Genomic DNA, 17,705 nt, shown 5'->3' on the forward strand with positions numbered 1-17,705 from the left:
ACAGGTGAGTTGAAGGACCGACTAAACGTCTGGTCGATGTCGCCTTTCACAGGCCGACTTCCGAACCAACTTGAGCCTAGGTCGGCTTATCTCCTGAAGGCAGACATAGCGGCCCCCGTCAGCGAACGGCGGCAACGGACCATAAGCGGGCGCGGCAAAAATATGCCAACGCATGCTCGGGCAAATGCTGCTGGTCTACGCCTGGGCGGAGTTGAAGTTGCGCCCGGCGAGCCAGAAAGTCCTTGACGCAACGGAATGCCATGGATTTCTTTCGGTCGGAAGTAGTTATGCGATGGACGGAGCCGACCCGTGGGATGTTTTCTAAGACTTATTCTTGCAACCGCTTTCGTGAACGTTCCTCTAGCCGGCGCCCAGGCGAAGGAAGCCGTTGCTTCTCCTGCCTTGCAGAAGGAATTCGATGGCTTCATCGAGAAGTTTCGCGCGGCGCTGAGGACAAACGACTCCGCCGCCGTCGCTGGTATGACACGATTGCCGTTCATGAACGACAGCGGAATTCGCGACGCCGCGCAATTTCGGGCCAAGACCTATCGAACCTCGTTCACGGCGAAAAATCGCGCGTGTATCCAGCGCGGCAAGGCGGTTTACGATCGTGATCAAGAGAAAAATGACAATTACCTCGTCTTTTGCGGCGAGCTCATCTTCGTCTTTACCAAGACGCCGGCAGGGTTCCTTTTTACAGACATCGGCGTGAATGACTGACCAGGCAACGGGGTGTCGCTTGTCAATGCCGCTCGGCCGCTTCACCGCTCCAGCGTGCCGAGATAGGCGGCAAGTGCCAAAAAGTCTGCCTCGTTGAGCGCTTGGACCACGTCGACCATCGGCTTGCTCTCCGGCCCAGCGCGGAAGCCATGCCGGTATTCGTAGAGCTGGCGGAAGATGTAGGTCGGCGAGCGCCCGGCGATGCCCGGCACGACGTCGGTGCCGGTCAGCTTCTCGCCATGGCAGGCGGCGCAGGCGATCTCCGGCTTCGCGGCCAGCCCGCGGCCGGCAGCGACGCTACCAGGCGGCACGTAGGCGGTAAAGCGGACGCGCGCGTCGCGGTTGACGAAGCGGCCGACGTCCGCCGGCGTCTCGATGATGCGCATGCCGATCGGCTCGCGTTCATCGTGTTTAGTGATGAAGAACCAGCCGGCGACCGTCGGTTTCGGCACGGTCTCAGTCTCCACCACGTCGACCAACTTCTTGGGCTTAATGGCGGCAAAATATTCAGCCGCCGCCTTGATCTCGTCGTCGTTCGCTGCCTTCGCGAGCGAGATCATCCATGCTTGCGGAATGCGGTCGGGTAGTGCTGTCGAGCGTTTGCCGCTCCTGTAGTCCTGCATCTGCTGAATAAAATAGGGGACCGGCAGGCCGGCGATGTCAGCGTTCTCCGGACCACCCGTGCCTGAAGCACGATGGCAGAAGCCGCAGGCGTAGACGTCAGGCTGGCGGCCGCTCGCCACGACCGCCGGCATCGCCGGATGGTCACCTGGGTGCCAATCCGGCGCCAGGAAGCGATCGCGCGTTTGTGGGACTGTATAGCTCGCCGTGCTGTCGGGAACGTGGCGAGGTTGGCCGTCATCGGGCGGCGGCTTGAAGTCGGGCGGGTTGTAAGTGTAGGCCCAGAACGGCGGCTTGTCGGTGATCTGCGCGTGCGCGCCCGCCGCATAAACGAAAACTATGGTGAGTGCACCTAACGCCTGAGCGGCCGGGCCCAATCGTGCCATGTTCGCCTCCGGCTTTTGGCCAGCGAGGACAAGTAAATTAGCTGTAAGTCCGAGCTGGAGCAATTGGCTCTTTTGGCTATTAAGGCCGGCCGTCCTGACGTCCGCTACGGGTCAAAATGTGAAGAACTCAACCTGAGCAAATCTTGTTCGCCAAGCCTCAACAAGCGAACCTCGTGGAGCGATGTTGCCACCTCGCCGAAGGGCCAGAAGGCGACATGCGGGATATTATTCTATCAACAGCAGCCCGCTTCTTCGCCGTCGAACATACTTGTGGCGTCGGACAACCGCTTCCGCTCGACGAGCCGTGGCTGGAAATGGAAATTGACATCGAGCGCGAAAACGAAGTCCTCGGCTTCGAACGAGCCCACAATTGAGGACGGAAAAGCGACAGCCTATCGGACCCTTTTCCGCAGCAGTATCGGTGTCGGGGCTCCAGATGCTAGATTTCCGGCCTCTACCGAATAGGAGGACGTCATGCCCGATAGCGTCTACAAGGTCATTGAACTGGTCGGCACCAGCACCGACTCGTGGGAGAAGGCGGCTGCCAATGCGGTCGAGCAAGCCGCTAGATCTCTGCGAGATCTTCGCATTGCAGAGGTCGTCAAGCTCGATATGCAACTAGATGACAAGGGAAAGGTCGAGGCCTATCGCGCCAAGCTCAACGTGTCGTTCAAGTTCGAGGGCACCTGAGCCTCAAGCACCTCGCCCTTGCGGGCGAGGTGCTCATTGGAAAAAGTGCGTTGCACGGATGCCGGGCGCTGTGGTCCATCCCGGAAGTTGGCACTGGTCCGACCGGGACGGATGTGCTCTGATGCGAGAGAGCGTATGGCGCGTGGTGGCCCCATGTACATGGTCATTCGCAAGTACACGAAGGTTCGTTCGGTTGCGGACGCCGCTCGTCGCGCCAAGAGCGGCGTCGGTGAGATCCTGAGGCAATCGCAGGGATTTAGATCTTACCATGTGTTGGATGCGGGCGACGGCGTCGGTATCGCCGTGATGTTATTCGATGACCGCGAAAGCGCCAACGCAGCGAACGCCAAGATACTGGCGTTTGTTCAGGCAAGTCTGCATGACCTCGATCTTGGGGTTCCCGAAATAATCAGCGGCGAGCTATTGGTGGACATAGAGTCTGATGGATCTTCCGGCATAAAGTAGCGTCGCCAGTTCCATGACGGGTGCTGCCCTTGCTCATGTCATCGACCTGATGTCCACCCTCGCGTTCGCGACAATCGCGTCCTGGATCTACGCGTGCCGCCGCTCAGGAACATCCGACCGCGGGGGCTTTCGAGGAGCAGCAACGACATGAAGCAACACATTTTCGAAGCATTTTCCATCACGGCGGTCTGCTGGACACCGCCCGTGCTTATGGGCACCGCGGAGCCGCCAAGAGATCCTGATGAAGATGAGGAGGAGGAAGATGAGGAGAACGAAGACGACGACGAGGAGGATGACGCAGACGAACCGGCGGTCGTGCGCGAGCCGGACGAAGACTAGATTGACGCGTGCTTGGCAATCGGCGCTATAATATCCCCCATGGGCTGGGATGCGAAAGACATTGGGCTCCTCACCAGGCTCTGGTCCGCGGGGCAGAGCGCGGCGCAGATAGCGCGTCGGCTCGGATGCAGTCGTAATGCGGTCTGCGGGATGCTGACCCGTCAGGGACTGAAGCGAGGCCACAGGCCGCCCACGGCAAGGCCCAAGATAAGGCCATCCCCGAAGCTGAAGCCGACGTCGGCAGCTTGCACCCGTCCAGTCGCAAAGAAGGTGTCGCGGAAAGCACCTGAGAGGCAGCAGCCCAAGCAATTCAGCAAGCAGCAGCTTTACGAGATCCTGGCTGAGGCGGTCAAAAATACCGGCTAAGAGTTCACCGCGAACGCCGTTACGCTGCAGTCGTTGTCTGTCCCGGCTCGTCGGTTTCGGAGGTGGTGCACCTTGTTCGTCTGCTTCGCATGTCTGCTATGGGTCGACGTGCGAGTCGATGCCCCGCGGCACGAGACGGGGTCCGCCTCACACGCAAGCGTTGATGGAGCGGGATTCCAGCTCGCCGTGCTTCGAGCTGGGGCCGTCACAGCCATATGGCTATAGAGAAGCCTTGTATCCGGGGGTATAGTCCTCAGAAGGCATATTCCCGATCGATCTTAGGTGCTGCGAGGCCAGCTTCAACCCGCCGGGCATCATGAGCCATCGCCGGCGCTATTTGCGACTCCGGGGCGAAAGACGGGTCTTCAACCCGGTACGAGAAATCTGTCGATTGATCCATCGCGCGTGAGCAAGAGGTCATCATGCAACATCCGATTCAAGCGCCGTCCGTCGCGCTCGATTCGAATGAGCGCAAGCGCCCCGAGGAGGCACTGCGCGAGAGCGAGGAGCGCTTTCGCACCCTGGTGCAGTTCTCCTTCGATGTGTACTGGGAAACGGACGCGCAGCATCGATTCATCCGCCAGGAGTTCGCCGAGGCTCTTCCCGAGCCGCCGGTCTCCGAGATTGGCAGGACACGATGGGAGGTCCCGTATCTGGAGCCCGATGCAGATGGCTGGCGCAAGCACCGGGAGATACTCGACGCCCACCTCCCGTTTCGCGATTTCGAGCTCGCGCGGCCGACGCCCGACGGCGGCAAGCGCTATATTTCCGTCTCTGGGCTGCCCATCTTTGACGAGATGGGGAACTTCGTGGGCTATCGCGGTGTGGGGCGCCACGTCACGGAGCGAAAGCGAGCCGAACAGGCGCTGATCGAGAGCGAGGCCCGTTTCCGTACCTTCGTGGACCACGCGACCGATACGTTCATGCTCCACAGTGAAGATGGTCGCGTTCTCGATGTGAATCGGAATGCCTGCGAAAGTCTCGGCTACAGCCGGGCTGAACTGGTTGGGGCAACTGGGGCCTTGTTCGATCTGGAGATGGATGAAGCGACATGGCGGAGCAACCGGGAGCGCCTGAGGGCTGGCGGCATCGCTACGCTCGAGAGGCGCTATTGCCGAAAGGACGGCACCGTGTTTCCCGTCGAAGTCCGCATGCGGGAATTCCGCGAAGGCGGCCAGTCACGAATCATTTGTCTGAGCCGCGACATCACGGAACGCAAGCGAACCGCCGAGACGTTCCGCGAGATGCAGGCTGAACTGACACACGCCAATCGCGCGGCGGCAATGGGCCAGGTCACGGCTTCGGTGACACACGAATTGAGCCAACCAATCACCGCGATGTTCTGCAACGCAGAGGCCGCACTGAACTGGCTAGGATCGCCATCTCCGAATTTGGAAAAGGCACGGCAGGCGCTCGCATCCATTGTCGCAGAAGCCAAGCGAGGCGGCGAGATCATCAGTTGGATCCGTTCCTTGATCAAGAAAGCTCCGGCGCCGAAGGAGAGCGTCGATGTCAATAGTGCAATCCTGGACGTGATCACCATAGCCCGTAGCGAGCTGTTCAAACATGATGTCTTGATCGAGACCGACCTCGCTCCGGGCTTGCCGCTCGTGAAGGGCTATCGCGTTCAGCTGCAACAGGTTGTTCTCAATCTGATCCTCAACGCGATCGAGGCAATGGACGGCCTCGACGTTGACGGACGGAAGCTGCGGATCAGCTCGGCTGCAGATGCCTCGAATCTCGTTGTTGTCAGCGTACGGGATACCGGACCCGGACTTGACGTGGCTATCGTTGACCGCCTGTTCGAGCCCTTCTACACCACCAAGCCGAACGGGACCGGCATGGGCTTGTCGATTTGCCAATCGATCATCGAGGCGCACGGAGGACGACTTTGGACTGGTGCGAATGAACCGCGGGGGGCCGTGTTTCAGTTCAGCCTGCCCTCGGAACAGGGGTGATCCACATTCTTTCAGGAGCGGGCGTTGCGCAGGCTGGAGTTAACGGCCTCAAACGCATCCCCGCTCGGATTGACCAAGATCGGCTCATCGCCTCACATGACGACCGGGTGGCAAGTCCGCTCCGGGTCAAAATTCGAACAGCTCAAACCTGAGGCAAATCTTGTTCGCCAAGCCTCAACAAGCGGACCTCGTGGAACGATGCTGCCACTTCGCCGAAGGGCCAGAAGCGGAAGCCAGGCATGATCGTACGGTCAGAGCCCGACTGAACGACTCACGGTCTCGGCGCGCATCGGCGTCCCCGAGATTCACATCCTGTCGGGCCCGGCGCCTGCTGCTGGAATCTCACGCGCGGATTGATATCGCAATAGGTGGTCCACCGTCCGGATGCCGAAGCCAGGCACTGCTCTCTCGTCTCATACATGCACTCGGGAGCAGCGGCATGGCCACCGAAGACGCACCAGGGATAGTCGCGGCCGGCCTCTGCTGCTGAAGAAAGTCCCATCAGCAGGACCCCGGTAAGCAAAGCTAGTCGCATTCGACCCTCCATCATGTAAAGCCGACGGATTATAGAACATGTCGAAAGCAAGTGGAGCCTCAAAAGGCCACCCGTAAGCCGATAGCCACTAGACAATTCTGGCGCTTGGTTTGGATGCTCTCGGATGTCCGTTCGCCCCTCAACAGCAGTACCAAAGTCGTGGGCGGTATCGTCTCGTGCGCCGCTGCCCTTCGATGCCACACCGGTTGTGTGAAACCTCCGCGCGTTCATAATTCGTGTGTTGCGTTCGCCATTGATAAGATCATGGTCTTCCAACTGAATAGGTCTGTGTGGCCGGGTCCGGCATCCAGTACGTCGCCAGGCAACGCACTGACACTCAAGATTTCAGCCGAGCTGACCCGGCTCCAAACGGTATCAGTCAGCCCCATCTTGGCATCTTTTCGCGATGTTAGTGCCACTGCTTGCAGACTGTCGCTGCTGCGGCAACCTCGCTGTCCACCAATCATCTGAGTCAGGGCTCAGTTCCGGGCGGTAGCAGCAATCAGCTTGTTCACGAGATACAATATTTCGTTGGATTTCTAGGGCTTCGTCGCTCCCGAGTCGTTCACAACGGCCCATGCCGTCACAAAATGACGATGAAGGTGCCTTGCACTGGATCAGGCTAAGCAACTCGCTTTCTGAAGGTCCGATTTGGAAAACAGAAAGCAGGGCTGTGGTGCTGTGGTTTGGACCGTGTATCAGGCGCCACCGAATCTGAGGCGGTGCTTGCCGAATTGGCTGCCGGAACGGCGACGAATATTCGATAACTATTAGTCCGGACGCGCAAGGCTATGAGGCGGAGTTTCCAGTCTCGGTTTGCAGTGGAATCGCTTTTGCCCAAAGTAACGAATAGCTCGTCATTGAGCGTTCAGCACCCGCGAAATCGCCTCTATTTGCCAGCTGCTATCCGCCATCCCGGCGCGTCCTCGCCAACGAGCGAGGATGATCATGACAAGCACCCGGTCACGACGTGAAACCATCGAGTTCGAGCACCCTTTCAGGATCACAAGCTTCGAGCGAATATTACCGGCTGGCTCATATGAAGTGGTTAGCGACGAAGAATTGATGGAAGGAATACATGAATTGTCGCTCCCATCCTTTCGGCCCATCGCCACTATGATATTGTTGCCCGCACCCCGCGGCTCTTTCGTCGAGATGGTGGCTATCAGTTCGATCGACCTGTCTGATGCCCGGGAGCCGATGCGATCGTGTTCCGTTGAGCACGTGTCTGTCGATCTCGACAAGAATCGGACAGCGCTGAACTTTTTCGTTCGCCAGAAGCTGGCGGAGATCGAACGAAATACGAAGGCGTTGCGCGGTCTGCCTCCGCAGCCTAGACCCGAGTTGCTCGCGGCGCCTGCGAGACTGTTGGGTGGCGCGCCGCCGCAGCTGAAAGGGCCAGGCCGCGACCGACGGATCGATGCTTGCCGCGGCATCGCGCTCTGGTGCATCTTTTTGAATCATTTCCCCAATAACGCCGGAAGCTGGCTAACGCTGCGGAACTACGGCTTCAGCGATAGCGCGGAAATGTTCATGTTCGTGTCCGGCGTGACCTGCGCGCTGGCTTACGGCAGTGCACATGCGCGCGACGGTTGGCCCGGCGTCATCACACGTACGCTGCGGCGAAGCTGGGATATCTATGCAGCATTTCTGCTGCTAACGGTGGCTTGCGCCGTCATGGTTTACCTGAGCGGTGGTGGCCGGCTCGCGGATGAGAGCAACACGCGCCTTTTGCTTGAGTATCCCGGTGCGGCTCTGGCGCATGCGGCGATCCTGCAATACCGTCCCGTCAATATCGACATCCTGCCGATCTTCGTGGTCTATCATCTTTTGTTCGCACCGCTGTTGTGGTTGCTGATGCGAGTGCCGAACACGACACTCGGCGCGTCGCTGTTGCTTTATGCAATGGTGCACGTCTTCGGTTGGGTCGTCCCGGCATGGCCCGACAACGTGTGGTTCTTCAACCCGCTGGCGTGGCAGTTGCTGGTCGTGCTCGGCGCTTGGTATGTCATTGCGGGCAAGCGAGTTTGGCCTCTTATGACCTGCCGCGTGATGCTGGTATTTGCAGTTCTCTACCTGACTCTTAGTCTGGTCGTTGCGTTGAGTTGGTGGGTCGCCACCCTGCAAGATCTGGTCCCACGAGCGCTCGCCAAGGTGATTTACGAAGTCGACAAATCGAATCTCGCTCCCTTGCGGCTGCTGCATTTTTTGGCGCTTGCGCTCTTGGCGGTATGGCTAGTACCTCGCGATTGGCGGGCACTGCCGATGCCGCTGATGCGCGCAGCGATCCTCTGTGGTGAGAATTCGCTGGCAATCTATTGCCTCGGTGTTCTGCTGGCGCTCGCCAGCCAAATAGTAATGGTTGGCATTTCGAGTGGCTTTGCGATGCAGATCGCGCTAAGCCTCGCGCTCAGCCTCGCTGGCATTCTGCTGATGATTGCGGCCGCAGCGCTGCTGGACTCCATCCGGATGAAGCCCAGGCGGCAGCCGCGATGACTTGGAGAGTTGGAGGGTCGCAGCACTTGTCCTTGGCAATGCTCCAGTAGGTATTCGTCTTAACGGCACGGTTTAGATTCATTGGTCTCACTCCGGCACGCTCGCACTGGCAACGGAACCGGCGGCAATAATGTTGAGGAGGGCGCTGCCGTACTCCGCGGCGCCGCTATGGTCGGCTATGGGGCGGTCATGAGCTGGCAACCGACCAAGACGGTGAGCTTCAATAAGACGGCTACTGCGTCTGGATTCCCGGTACTCATAAATCCGGTTAGCCCGCGCCCAGGTAATAGCGGGCATATCGCGCCTGATCTGGAGATTTCCAACGACCATCGAAAGGTTCCTTCCGCGTGGCCTTAACGCGACTGATCCGTGCAATCCGGAAGGACTCCTCATCATTGAGAAGCGTGCCGCGATGCCTTCGCTCGTTGTTTCGTTGATAAGGTGAAGAAATACCGGCCAGATTCTTCATACCGTCTCGACTCACAGTCATTATTCCTTAGGCCCTGGACCCGAAACGAAGTAGCGTTCTTGTAGCGGTCAAGCGGATTGCTTGCCTGACAGCTGCACAAGCGGCGACGCACCGAAGTCTCCGCCTCCACCTAAGTGGCAGCCCAGTGCCGTCGGTAGGCAAACTATTTTTTCAAAATTGCTATTCCAAACACGTCGCACGCGCGGTCCGCTAACCGTCGTGAGCGACAGGCCACCTGTTAGAGGAGGAACAACATGAAAATTAACAATGTAGTTCCCGGCGCATTGTCTGTGGCGAAGTACACTTATAGGGCAGCTACCATATGGGTCGCTCCTTCTGCTCTCATCAGATCGGCGCACCTCCTTGAAAGGATCGGACTCGCTTCGGTTGGAGGCGCATCCGGTCTGTACGTGGCCGCAGCATTGATGCGCCTGGACAACGCGCTGTTTGGCAACGGCTGGCTCATCTTGTTGATGATGCTCTACGGAGCTTTCAGCTTCTATATCGGCATCGATCTGCCTGCCCGTCGTGCTCAGGGATCGGCTTCGAGACTACCGGAAGAACGAAACCGAGGTGCAGATGCGGCTGAGATCCTCAGTGCAGCAGGCACGTTCGTTGCCGCGATTGCAGCGTTTCTGTCTGTCAGCATGATTGTCGTTGATCAGGTCCTGTCTGAACGTTCGATCATCGCGATCGCATGCTGTTGGGTGATTGGTTCATTACTTCAAATTGCGGCCGGCTCCATCGCTCGCAACGACGTTGTCGAATGGTGACGAGTAACTGCCACCTGCAGGTTGCGCAGGAATTCCTCGCGACGTCATATCGTACGAAGAGGCCGCCAACTGAGGCGGCCTCAGTCGTTCCAGATGCGTTCGCCGCATTCGCATTCGAACAGGTGGATGAGGATCCCGGTTTCCATGTTCAGGATCGCGCGAACTAGCACCAGCTGCTTGTCGCAGTGACGACATCTCCGGTCCGAATTATTTTCGATTTCTGCGATCTTCTCTGCGCGGAGCAGATCCATATTGAAGTCCCCCTCAAAACAGGACCGATGCTACTCCATGAGCTCCGCAATTGGATCATACAGAGGTATACTTGGCGGTGCTTCGCCACCACCAAGGGGCCGATGGGAACGGACAGGCAATCAGGTTCTGCGAACCTAGGCCCGCGTCGCTTCCGGGTCATGAGCCGCCGACCACACTCGTGGCAGGTTTCCGCTTTGCATTGGTAAGCCGACGTAGAGACCCATGACCCCGGCTTGTAACGAAGCCATCGGCCCTGTGGCACGCGCTCGTGGGGATGGCTGCCTTTGGCCAAGGATGCCGACCCTTCCCGTGAAAACCTCTACAAAGCACTCGGCTCCGAAAGCCACCCAGAGTTGAGCACGGTTATGAAGGCTGAACTCCCTAGACTAGGCGTTGAGCTTCATGCTGAACCCAAGGCGACAAAAAGTGGCACGACGCGGCCGGAACTTTGCCGACGCATCATCGTTCCCGGTACGCAGCGCGAATGTAGGCGGACGCCATGAAATGGATGCTTGTGGTCCTCGTCGGTGGCGTCGCGCCCGTCAACACCGATCTCGTATTCGACAAGTTCAGCGACTGCCTGTCGGCCGAGGCGCAGATGCGACAGCATTACTCTGACGCGTTCGATGCGTGGGACCGCTTGGCCGCAGCAAGAATCGACCGGCGTAGCGATTATAGGAAAGCCCGCGAACTCGAGGCGAAAAGACTGCTGAGCAACGTCGGGACCTGTGTGCCTCATGGCGGGGGAGATTCTGTTACGCCGGCGGAGCCGACCAAGCCGCCCGCCGCACCCTCGCAGCAACCTGCTGCGCCGCCGCAGCCGGCGCCGCGAACCTAGCGAAACGCCGCGCCTCATCGAAAAGGCCGCGCTTATTGGGAGCGCGGCCGCATCGAGATGACGCGCAGCGCTTACCAGTGGTGATGATGCCAACGATGCCGCACCACGGGGTATGATCCGCGGTAATAGGCGTAGGCAGGGCGCACGATGCGGCGATAGCGATAGCCGTAGGAAACGGGCTGCGTGTAGTAGGTGGTTGCGGTGTATCCGCCGCCCCAGCGATACGGTGCATCGTACGCATAATCGTAGGCGTATGGGCCGCCATAATAGCCGGCGCCGTAATAGCCAGGACCGTAGCCGTAATAGCCATAGCCGGGGCCCCATCCATACGCCGAGGAGGCAAGCCCGCCGATCACGGCACCTGCGACAAGGCCGCCGGCAAGGCCCGGTCCCCAGCCGCGCCAATGGGCTTCAGCCGGAGACGTCGCAGCGATCGAACTCAAACCAAGAGCGCCGGCCATCAGGGCCGACAGCGCGATCTTCTTCATCGGGACACCTTTCACATCTCACATCGCCATTGCTTCCGCCCCGGAGATAACGGGAAAAATAGGCAATAGTTGCGAGCTGTCCTGGTGAAGCCAATTCCACGCTTGCACCGAGAGCACACGAGCGAAACCGTGCTGGGCGATGTCGTCCGTTCGACTAAAGATGCCGGGAAGAATTGGAAACATCAGGAATGCCTTGAGTTGGCAGCGATGGATCCGTGTCCTGGAGAGCAAGCATCGTGGACGACGCCGTCTTGAAGAAAGCCGCCGAAACCGCCTGGACGGTGTACCGGGCGCGGCATCCCGACGTCGACGCATGCGACAGTCGGCGAAGCCTGCTGGAACGCCATCTGCTCAGGAGGAGGGAAGAGCGCGAGAGCGATGCCGAAGAACTCGCCAGCTTCGGGATAGCCTACCTGGACCGGCTTCCCGGCGGCGAATGTTGACGAGCATGAAAATGCTCGTCGCGCGCATAGCCCGCGGAAGCACAAGGCCGGTTTGGACGCTGCTGGCGATTTCGTTTCTCATCTCGGCGGTCATCGTGATCGCCTTGCGAATCGTGTTCGGGAGTTAGTTGCGGAGATACCAAGGATGGCGGCCCGGATCGCGCCGAAGGCCCCCAGGGCAGGCAGGTCAATCGCATATGAATGATACGGGGACCGTCTGCAGGCTTGCTCGGCCTCTCCCGCTTTTCGGCCGACGCGCTCGCAGAGCGTGGCGAGACCTGAGCGCGCGCCTCGCCCTTCGAGACGACCGCCTCGCGGTCTCCTGAGGATGAGGCTAAGCAGCATTGGTGCTTGTTGAAACTCGTGCCGCGCATCCGGTCCTCATCCTGAGGGCCCGCCAACGGCGGGCGTCTCGAAGGATGGCCACAGGCGAGAGCGCTCCCCTATGGATTGCCCTGCTAGGGCAGGGGACTGCAGTCCAGAACCTTGATCCTCCCGGCGGCGTCAAACGCCAAAACCGCGCTCATGACACCGGTGCTGGTGGCGTAAGAGATCACGGTTCTATCGTCCGAAGGATTGAGATCGTCCAACATGCCCGCCGGATATTTTCGAAGGCGATCGATCCAATAGGCCCGGAGTGCCTCGCGGCCAGCGATGGTTTGCGCGCCGCAGCAACCGCAGTGCACCACGGCATCATCGGCATGGAGGTCCAAGATCGCTTCAATATCGCCCGCGCGATAGGCATCAAGCCAGTCAACCGCAATGGCCATCGGGTCGAAGGAGAGACTTTTCACCTATTGCCGTCCAAATGATATAGGCTGCGGAAACCCGCCAAGCCTCTTTTTTCAATCGATTAATTGTATTTTAATGCCCCTCCCGGCCACGGCCATATGCCGTAGGACATAGAGACCGGGCCGAGGAAAAGTCGATGTTGGACGCGTCCGCCAAGCAGGGGATCCCCAAACCCATCCGGCTTGTGCTCGTCGATCGGCAACCGATCGTCCTGCATGGACTGAAGTCGATCCTCGGGACACAGCAGGATTTCGATGTTGTCGCGTCGACCAGCGATGGGACAAGCTGCCTCGAGGCTATCAGGAATTTGTCGCCCGACGTCGCGGTTATTGCCGACAACCTGCCGGATTTGACGGCATCCGAAATCCTCGTGGTCGCGAAAGCCGAGAAGTTCCCCACGCGTCTGGTGTTCTTTACCGAGTCCGACACCGACCCCGATCTCACCGCTGCGGTTGCAGCCGGCGCCTGCAGCGCAATTTCGAAGTATGCCGCTCCCGGCCCCATGCTGCGATCACTGCGGCAGATGGCGAAGAACGGTGTGTCGCTGGAGCAGTCCGATCTCGCGCCAGCCGGCAAGGAGGCTGATGGCGGCGGCAAGATAGATAAGATGCTGGAACTGTTGACGCCGCGGGAACGTCAGATTGTCCGGCTGGTCTCGGAGGGAATGTCGAACAAGGAGATCGCGCGCCAACTCGACCTGTCGCAAGGCACAGTCAAAGTCCACCTGCACAATATCTTTCAGAAGCTTGAGATCACCAACAGAACGGTGCTTGCGACCATCTCGCTGTTGCAACGCACCTCCGGCTTCAGCGCGCTCGCTCTGGCCTTCCTGGCGTTCGCCATTGCCGACGAACTCAAGGCCGCGGACGCAAGCGACATGTTTGCGCATGACGATGGCTCCGATCAGACGGACGAGCACGCGGGAGTTGAGATCTGGAAGAAAGCCATTCTCCAGCATCTCATCGTCTCGAAATCCGGCGGGACGCCCGCGTTCGCGGAGAGAGACTTTTTTGCCAAAGCAAGCCAAGCCACGAACCCGGCGGCGGCAATGGAAGCGCTGCGCGCGGCGGAGCAATTCCTGGGTTTGAGGCCGTGGAAAGACGGCGCTGCTGTTGGATCCGGCACGGCAAGTCTGCCTGCGCCTTTGCTGCGAGGACCCAACGGCAGTCTGACGGGAGATGGTCCTGCCGCGGAAGATCACCTTCCGCGGTTGGCTTTCCCTCCGACGTCGATCCCCGGCGGCTATGGCACCTTCGCCGCTGTCGCCGGCGCGTTGATCTACGCCCTCAACGATCCCGGTCTCGCCGCGCAGGCGCGTGAGTTGGATCAAGCATCGATCGACAGCTTCCTGACCGGCACCGGAGACGATGCGACCACAAAGCTCGCCGCGATCACGCATGTTGACGCTGGTCGCGCCGAGAACTCAGCCCGGCAGTTCTTTTCGCACGATTTTGGCGGGCCTTCTGGCCTTGTCACCGGAAGCGATAACATCGTTCAGCAAGGCGTTCAGGGGCAAACGGCCCAGGGCACCGCGGGCGACAATGGCCAAAAAGTCGATGGCGTCTTGGATCCTGGTCACCCTTCCGACCCGGGCGGAGATGGCCGTGATCAACTGATGGGTGGCAGCGTTGAAAACGCTGTGCATCGCAGCCCGCCCGATTCCAAGTCCAGCTCTTCCGACTCCGTCCTCGATGTCGCATCCGGGCCGGGCAGGCTCAATCTTGCAGCTTTCGGGGCGCTTGCTTGGCTGCATCTGACGGCGGCGACCAAATCCATCCCGCCACATACCCTCGCCTGGATCTACGATCCCGCAAGCAACCAAACGATCGTCTATGTCAATCCGACCGACCACATCCTTGAGATCGGGGATCGCGGCCTGCTGGAAATCCATTTGCAGGGGATCGTTACGGTTGCGGAGGCGGGGGTCGTCGCCCCACAAGATGGTGTAGCTGTCACCTTTACCTTGGAGCAGCTCGAACAGGCGCTGATATCGGCGACCGCAACCGATGAGGCTGTTTCGAGCGCGGACAATATCCGTGCGAGCGAGAGTGCGCTTGCGGCGGCCGGAGTGTGGAGCGCTTTGACGGATGACGGCCTGAGCTTCCAATTCACGAAAGTTCGGACTGGCGCCGGGACGTCGGTAAAGTCCAGCGCCTTCACGCGCGACTCGGCGAACACGACGGAGGAGAGTGCTGGTGCTTCCGGTTTGCCGGCCTCCGGATCATTGCCCGCGCCAGGTCATGGTGCGCCGCCTGCGGCAGTCGAAGATCTCACCTCGAAGAGTGGGCCGGTCAGTCCGAACAACGGTGCTCAGTCGACCACGCAGAACCAGATCGTCCCGTTGGGCCTCGAGACGGCCGACAGCACCGGCCGGGGCAACTCTGAGCACGCTTCGGACCAGGGATCGGCGAAGGCCGCGGAGATGGCCGAAGCGAAGTCCAAATCCGACGACGGCGCCGGGAATGACAATGGGCATCATTCCCAGGCTTCGAGCGACGCCCCAGGAGCAGCAGAGTCCGGCGGCGCCGAACACAGCAGCTCCGGCCACTCTGCCAAAGAAGTGGACGCCGGCGACAGCGTCGCAACCAACGACAGCACGGACCAGGGCAAATCGCAGCATGCTGCGGAGCCGGAGCCTGCAAAGACGCCAGCCACGGAGATGGCCGAAGCGAAGTCCAAACCGGACAGCGGCGCCGGCAAGGATAATGAGCATCATTCCCAGGCTTCGGACGGTCCGCAAGGAGCAGCGAAGAGGGCAGAGCCCGGCGGCGCGGATCACAGCAATTCGGGCCACTCGGCTGCTGGCAAAGGAGCGGAAGCGGGCGAGAGCGTCGCAACTGAGGACACGGAGCAAGGCCGCCCACAGCACGCTGCGGAGCCGGTATCGGCAAAGCCCGCGGCCACGGGGATGGCCGAAGCGAAGTCCAAACCGGACGGCGGCGCCGGCAGGGATAATGAGCATCATTCCCAGGCTTCGAGCGACGCCCCAGGAGCAGCAGAGTCCGGCAGCGCCGAGCACGGCAATTCGCGCCACTCTGCTTCTGCCAAAGAAGCGGACGCAGGCGAGAGCATCGCAACGACCGACAACATTGACCACGGCAAACCGCAGCATGCTGCGGAGCCGGAGCCTGCAAAGACGCCAGCCACGGAGATGGCCGAAGCGAAGTCCAAACCGGACAGCGGCGCCGGCAGGGATAATGAGCATCATTCCCAGGCTTTGGACGGTCCGCAAGGAGCAGCGAAGACGGCAGAGCGCGGCGGCGCGGATCACAGCAATCCGGACCACTCGGCTGCTGGCAAAGGAGCGGACGCGGGCGAGAGCGTCGCAACTGAGGACACGGAGCAAGGCCGCCCACAGCACGCTGCGGAGCCGGTATCGGCAAAGCCCGCGGCCACGGAGATGGCCGAAGCGAAGTCCAAACCGGACAGCGGCGCCGGCAGGGATAATGAGCATCATTCCCAGGCTTTGGACGGTCCGCAAGGAGCTGCGAAGACGGCAGAGCGCGGCGGCGCGGATCACAGCAATCCGGACCACTCGGCTGCTGGCAAAGGAGCGGACGCGGGCGAGATCGTCGCAACTGACGACACGGAGCAAGGCCGCCCACAGCACGCCGCGGAGCCGGTGTCGGCAAAGACCGCGGCCATGGAGATGGCGGGAGCCAAGTTCAAACTGGACAGCGGCGCCCCCGATGACAATGAGCATCATTCCCAGGCTTCAAGCGACGCCCCAGGAGCAGCAGAGTCCGGCAGCGCCGAGCACGGCAATTCGGGCCACTCGACTTCTGCCAAAGAAGCGGACGTAGGCGAGGGCGTCGCAACCAACGACAGCACGGACCACGGCAAACCGCAGCATGCTGCGGAGCCGGAGCCTGCAAAGACGCCAGCCACGGAGATGGCCGAAGCGAAGTCCAAACCGGACGACGGCGCCGGCAAGGATATCAAGGATATTGAGTATCATTCCCAGGCTTTGGACGGTCCGCAAGGAGCAGCGAAGACGGCAGAGCCCGGCGGCGCGGATCACAGCAATCCGGACCACTCGGCTGCTGGCAAAGGAGCGGAAGCGGGCGAGATCGTCGCAACTGACGACACCGAGCAAGGCCGCCCACAGCACGCTGCGGAGCCGGTGTCGGCAAAGACCGCGGCCATGGAGATGGCGGGAGCCAAGTTCAAACTGGACAGCGGCGCCCCCGATGACAATGAGCATCATCCCCAGGATTCAAGCGACGCCCCAGGAGCAGCAGAGTCCGGCAGCCCCGAGCACGGCAATTCGGGCCACTCGGCTTCTGCCAAAGAAGTGGACGCAGGCGAGAGCATCGCAACCAACGACAGCACGGACCACGGCAACTCGCAGCAGGGTGCGCATTCCGGTGCAAACGCATCACTAGCCGCGCAGCCGGCAAAGGCTGCGTCCGAACTTTGGGGCGCCGATCAAGAGCCAGTATTCCGCTTCGATGGCGAGGCAGCTGCTGCAACGCTCGTCGAGTTCGCCGAGCCTCAAGAGCTTCATAATCCGCACGCCGCGCTCGGTCAGGGAGGGCTCAGGACGATCGTCGAGACGGTCCCTCACGTTCCGGAAGAACACGCGGCGCAGCAGGACCATCATGGTCCGCATCCCGGCATTCCACATGGGCCTCATGATCTGCTGATTTGAAGCATCCTCATTGCTCGAAGACAGGCAGCAGCGCACCGGCGCGGCCCGATGTCCAGCGGAACCAGGTTGACGGCGCCGGGGAACCGGCAGGGGCGCTTTCGAGTTAACCTGCGACAGGACAAACAGCGGATTCTGTGATGAAAAGCCGTCGCTTTGGCAGTTCGATCTCTACCGCCCTTCGCCATCCCGGCGTGATCGCATTGGTCGTCGCCGGCGTGACGATTGCGGCCATGCTGATCGTCGATCACGGTCCCTGGAATCGCGCCAAGACCCAGCCGGCCCAGGTCGCGATGTATGCGACCACGGGCGAAGCAGCACGGGCCGCTGGGGCCAAGGTGCTTCCGACCACTCCGAAATCGCCGATCGAGCCGGCGCGGCCGGGGCCCAAGACGTCCCCGGTCGTCAATCCCGTGACGCCGTAAT

At 60.6% G+C, this 17,705-nt stretch carries 19 protein-coding genes; 13 read left to right on the forward strand and 6 right to left on the reverse strand.

The genetic code is table 11. From position 1 onward, the window contains the following. Positions 1-348: 348 nt before the first annotated feature. Positions 349-720, forward strand: coding sequence for a hypothetical protein (locus tag E4K64_RS01810; RefSeq protein ID WP_235884473.1), 372 nt, complete (start codon positions 349-351; stop codon positions 718-720). A 41-nt stretch (positions 721-761) separates the two neighbouring features. Here the strand turns inward: E4K64_RS01810 and E4K64_RS01815 are convergent, their stop codons facing one another. Further along, positions 762-1,727 (reverse strand): c-type cytochrome, encoded by a 966-nt coding sequence (locus tag E4K64_RS01815; protein ID WP_167771745.1) that lies wholly within the window; start codon positions 1,725-1,727, stop codon positions 762-764. 143 nt (positions 1,728-1,870) lie between these two features. On the opposite strand from E4K64_RS01815, the gene E4K64_RS40145 reads away from it, so the two are divergent. From E4K64_RS40145 to E4K64_RS01845, 6 genes are all read left to right on the forward strand, one after another. After that, positions 1,871-2,101 carry a hypothetical protein gene (locus E4K64_RS40145; protein ID WP_167771746.1) on the forward strand — a complete coding sequence of 77 codons (231 nt, stop codon included), beginning with the start codon at positions 1,871-1,873 and terminating at the stop codon, positions 2,099-2,101. 100 nt (positions 2,102-2,201) lie between these two features. Continuing rightward, positions 2,202-2,417: a dodecin family protein gene (locus E4K64_RS01825; RefSeq protein ID WP_135161884.1), complete on the forward strand. Its 216-nt coding sequence runs from the start codon at positions 2,202-2,204 to the stop codon at positions 2,415-2,417. 153 nt (positions 2,418-2,570) lie between these two features. Next, positions 2,571-2,882: a hypothetical protein gene (locus tag E4K64_RS01830; RefSeq protein ID WP_135161885.1), complete on the forward strand. Its 312-nt coding sequence runs from the start codon at positions 2,571-2,573 to the stop codon at positions 2,880-2,882. 147 nt (positions 2,883-3,029) lie between these two features. Then, positions 3,030-3,221 carry a hypothetical protein gene (locus E4K64_RS01835; RefSeq protein ID WP_135161886.1) on the forward strand — a complete coding sequence of 64 codons (192 nt, stop codon included), beginning with the start codon at positions 3,030-3,032 and terminating at the stop codon, positions 3,219-3,221. A gap of 39 nt (positions 3,222-3,260) precedes the next feature. Continuing rightward, positions 3,261-3,587 carry a GcrA family cell cycle regulator gene (locus E4K64_RS01840; RefSeq protein WP_135161887.1) on the forward strand — a complete coding sequence of 109 codons (327 nt, stop codon included), beginning with the start codon at positions 3,261-3,263 and terminating at the stop codon, positions 3,585-3,587. 422 nt (positions 3,588-4,009) lie between these two features. Next, positions 4,010-5,545 (forward strand): PAS domain-containing sensor histidine kinase, encoded by a 1,536-nt coding sequence (locus tag E4K64_RS01845; protein WP_135161888.1) that lies wholly within the window; start codon positions 4,010-4,012, stop codon positions 5,543-5,545. 271 nt (positions 5,546-5,816) lie between these two features. On the opposite strand, the gene E4K64_RS41740 is transcribed toward E4K64_RS01845, so the two are convergent. After that, the gene (locus E4K64_RS41740; RefSeq protein WP_347338621.1) at positions 5,817-6,311 is read right to left on the reverse strand and encodes a DUF3551 domain-containing protein; all 495 of its coding nucleotides are present in this window, start codon (positions 6,309-6,311) and stop codon (positions 5,817-5,819) included. Positions 6,312-7,022: 711 nt separating this feature from the next. On the opposite strand from E4K64_RS41740, the gene E4K64_RS01855 reads away from it, so the two are divergent. After that, a complete protein-coding gene (locus tag E4K64_RS01855) occupies positions 7,023-8,576 on the forward strand; it encodes an OpgC domain-containing protein (protein ID WP_235884475.1) in 1,554 nt (517 codons plus the stop codon). 268 nt (positions 8,577-8,844) lie between these two features. Here the strand turns inward: E4K64_RS01855 and E4K64_RS01860 are convergent, their stop codons facing one another. Then, positions 8,845-9,045: a hypothetical protein gene (locus E4K64_RS01860; protein ID WP_135161890.1), complete on the reverse strand. Its 201-nt coding sequence runs from the start codon at positions 9,043-9,045 to the stop codon at positions 8,845-8,847. Between the two features lie 254 nt (positions 9,046-9,299). Here E4K64_RS01860 and E4K64_RS01865 point away from each other — a divergent pair, with 254 nt between their 5' ends. Beyond that, entirely contained in the window at positions 9,300-9,818 is a 519-nt protein-coding gene (locus E4K64_RS01865; protein WP_167771747.1) for a hypothetical protein, read from the forward strand. An 80-nt stretch (positions 9,819-9,898) separates the two neighbouring features. On the opposite strand, the gene E4K64_RS40155 is transcribed toward E4K64_RS01865, so the two are convergent. Next, a complete protein-coding gene (locus E4K64_RS40155; RefSeq protein WP_167771748.1) occupies positions 9,899-10,069 on the reverse strand; it encodes a hypothetical protein in 171 nt (56 codons plus the stop codon). A gap of 500 nt (positions 10,070-10,569) precedes the next feature. Between E4K64_RS40155 and E4K64_RS01870 the strand changes: the two genes are divergently transcribed. Beyond that, the gene (locus E4K64_RS01870; RefSeq protein WP_135161891.1) at positions 10,570-10,908 is read left to right on the forward strand and encodes a hypothetical protein; all 339 of its coding nucleotides are present in this window, start codon (positions 10,570-10,572) and stop codon (positions 10,906-10,908) included. A gap of 71 nt (positions 10,909-10,979) precedes the next feature. Here E4K64_RS01870 and E4K64_RS01875 read toward each other — a convergent pair whose 3' ends face one another. Continuing rightward, positions 10,980-11,396: a hypothetical protein gene (locus E4K64_RS01875; protein WP_167771749.1), complete on the reverse strand. Its 417-nt coding sequence runs from the start codon at positions 11,394-11,396 to the stop codon at positions 10,980-10,982. Positions 11,397-11,632: 236 nt separating this feature from the next. Here E4K64_RS01875 and E4K64_RS01880 point away from each other — a divergent pair, with 236 nt between their 5' ends. Continuing rightward, on the forward strand, positions 11,633-11,839 hold the full coding sequence (locus tag E4K64_RS01880; RefSeq protein WP_235884476.1) for a hypothetical protein: 207 nt from the start codon (positions 11,633-11,635) through the stop codon (positions 11,837-11,839). Positions 11,840-12,297: 458 nt separating this feature from the next. Here E4K64_RS01880 and E4K64_RS01885 read toward each other — a convergent pair whose 3' ends face one another. Beyond that, a complete protein-coding gene (locus E4K64_RS01885) occupies positions 12,298-12,633 on the reverse strand; it encodes a nuclear transport factor 2 family protein (protein WP_235884478.1) in 336 nt (111 codons plus the stop codon). A 134-nt stretch (positions 12,634-12,767) separates the two neighbouring features. Here E4K64_RS01885 and E4K64_RS01890 point away from each other — a divergent pair, with 134 nt between their 5' ends. Next, positions 12,768-17,282, forward strand: a complete 4,515-nt coding sequence (locus tag E4K64_RS01890) for a response regulator transcription factor (protein ID WP_135161892.1) — start codon at positions 12,768-12,770, stop codon at positions 17,280-17,282. Between the two features lie 137 nt (positions 17,283-17,419). Continuing rightward, positions 17,420-17,704 carry a hypothetical protein gene (locus E4K64_RS01895; protein ID WP_135161893.1) on the forward strand — a complete coding sequence of 95 codons (285 nt, stop codon included), beginning with the start codon at positions 17,420-17,422 and terminating at the stop codon, positions 17,702-17,704. Position 17,705: the final 1 nt, after the last annotated feature.

The sequence above is a fragment of the Bradyrhizobium frederickii genome, assembly GCF_004570865.1.
Classification (GTDB): domain Bacteria; phylum Pseudomonadota; class Alphaproteobacteria; order Rhizobiales; family Xanthobacteraceae; genus Bradyrhizobium; species Bradyrhizobium frederickii.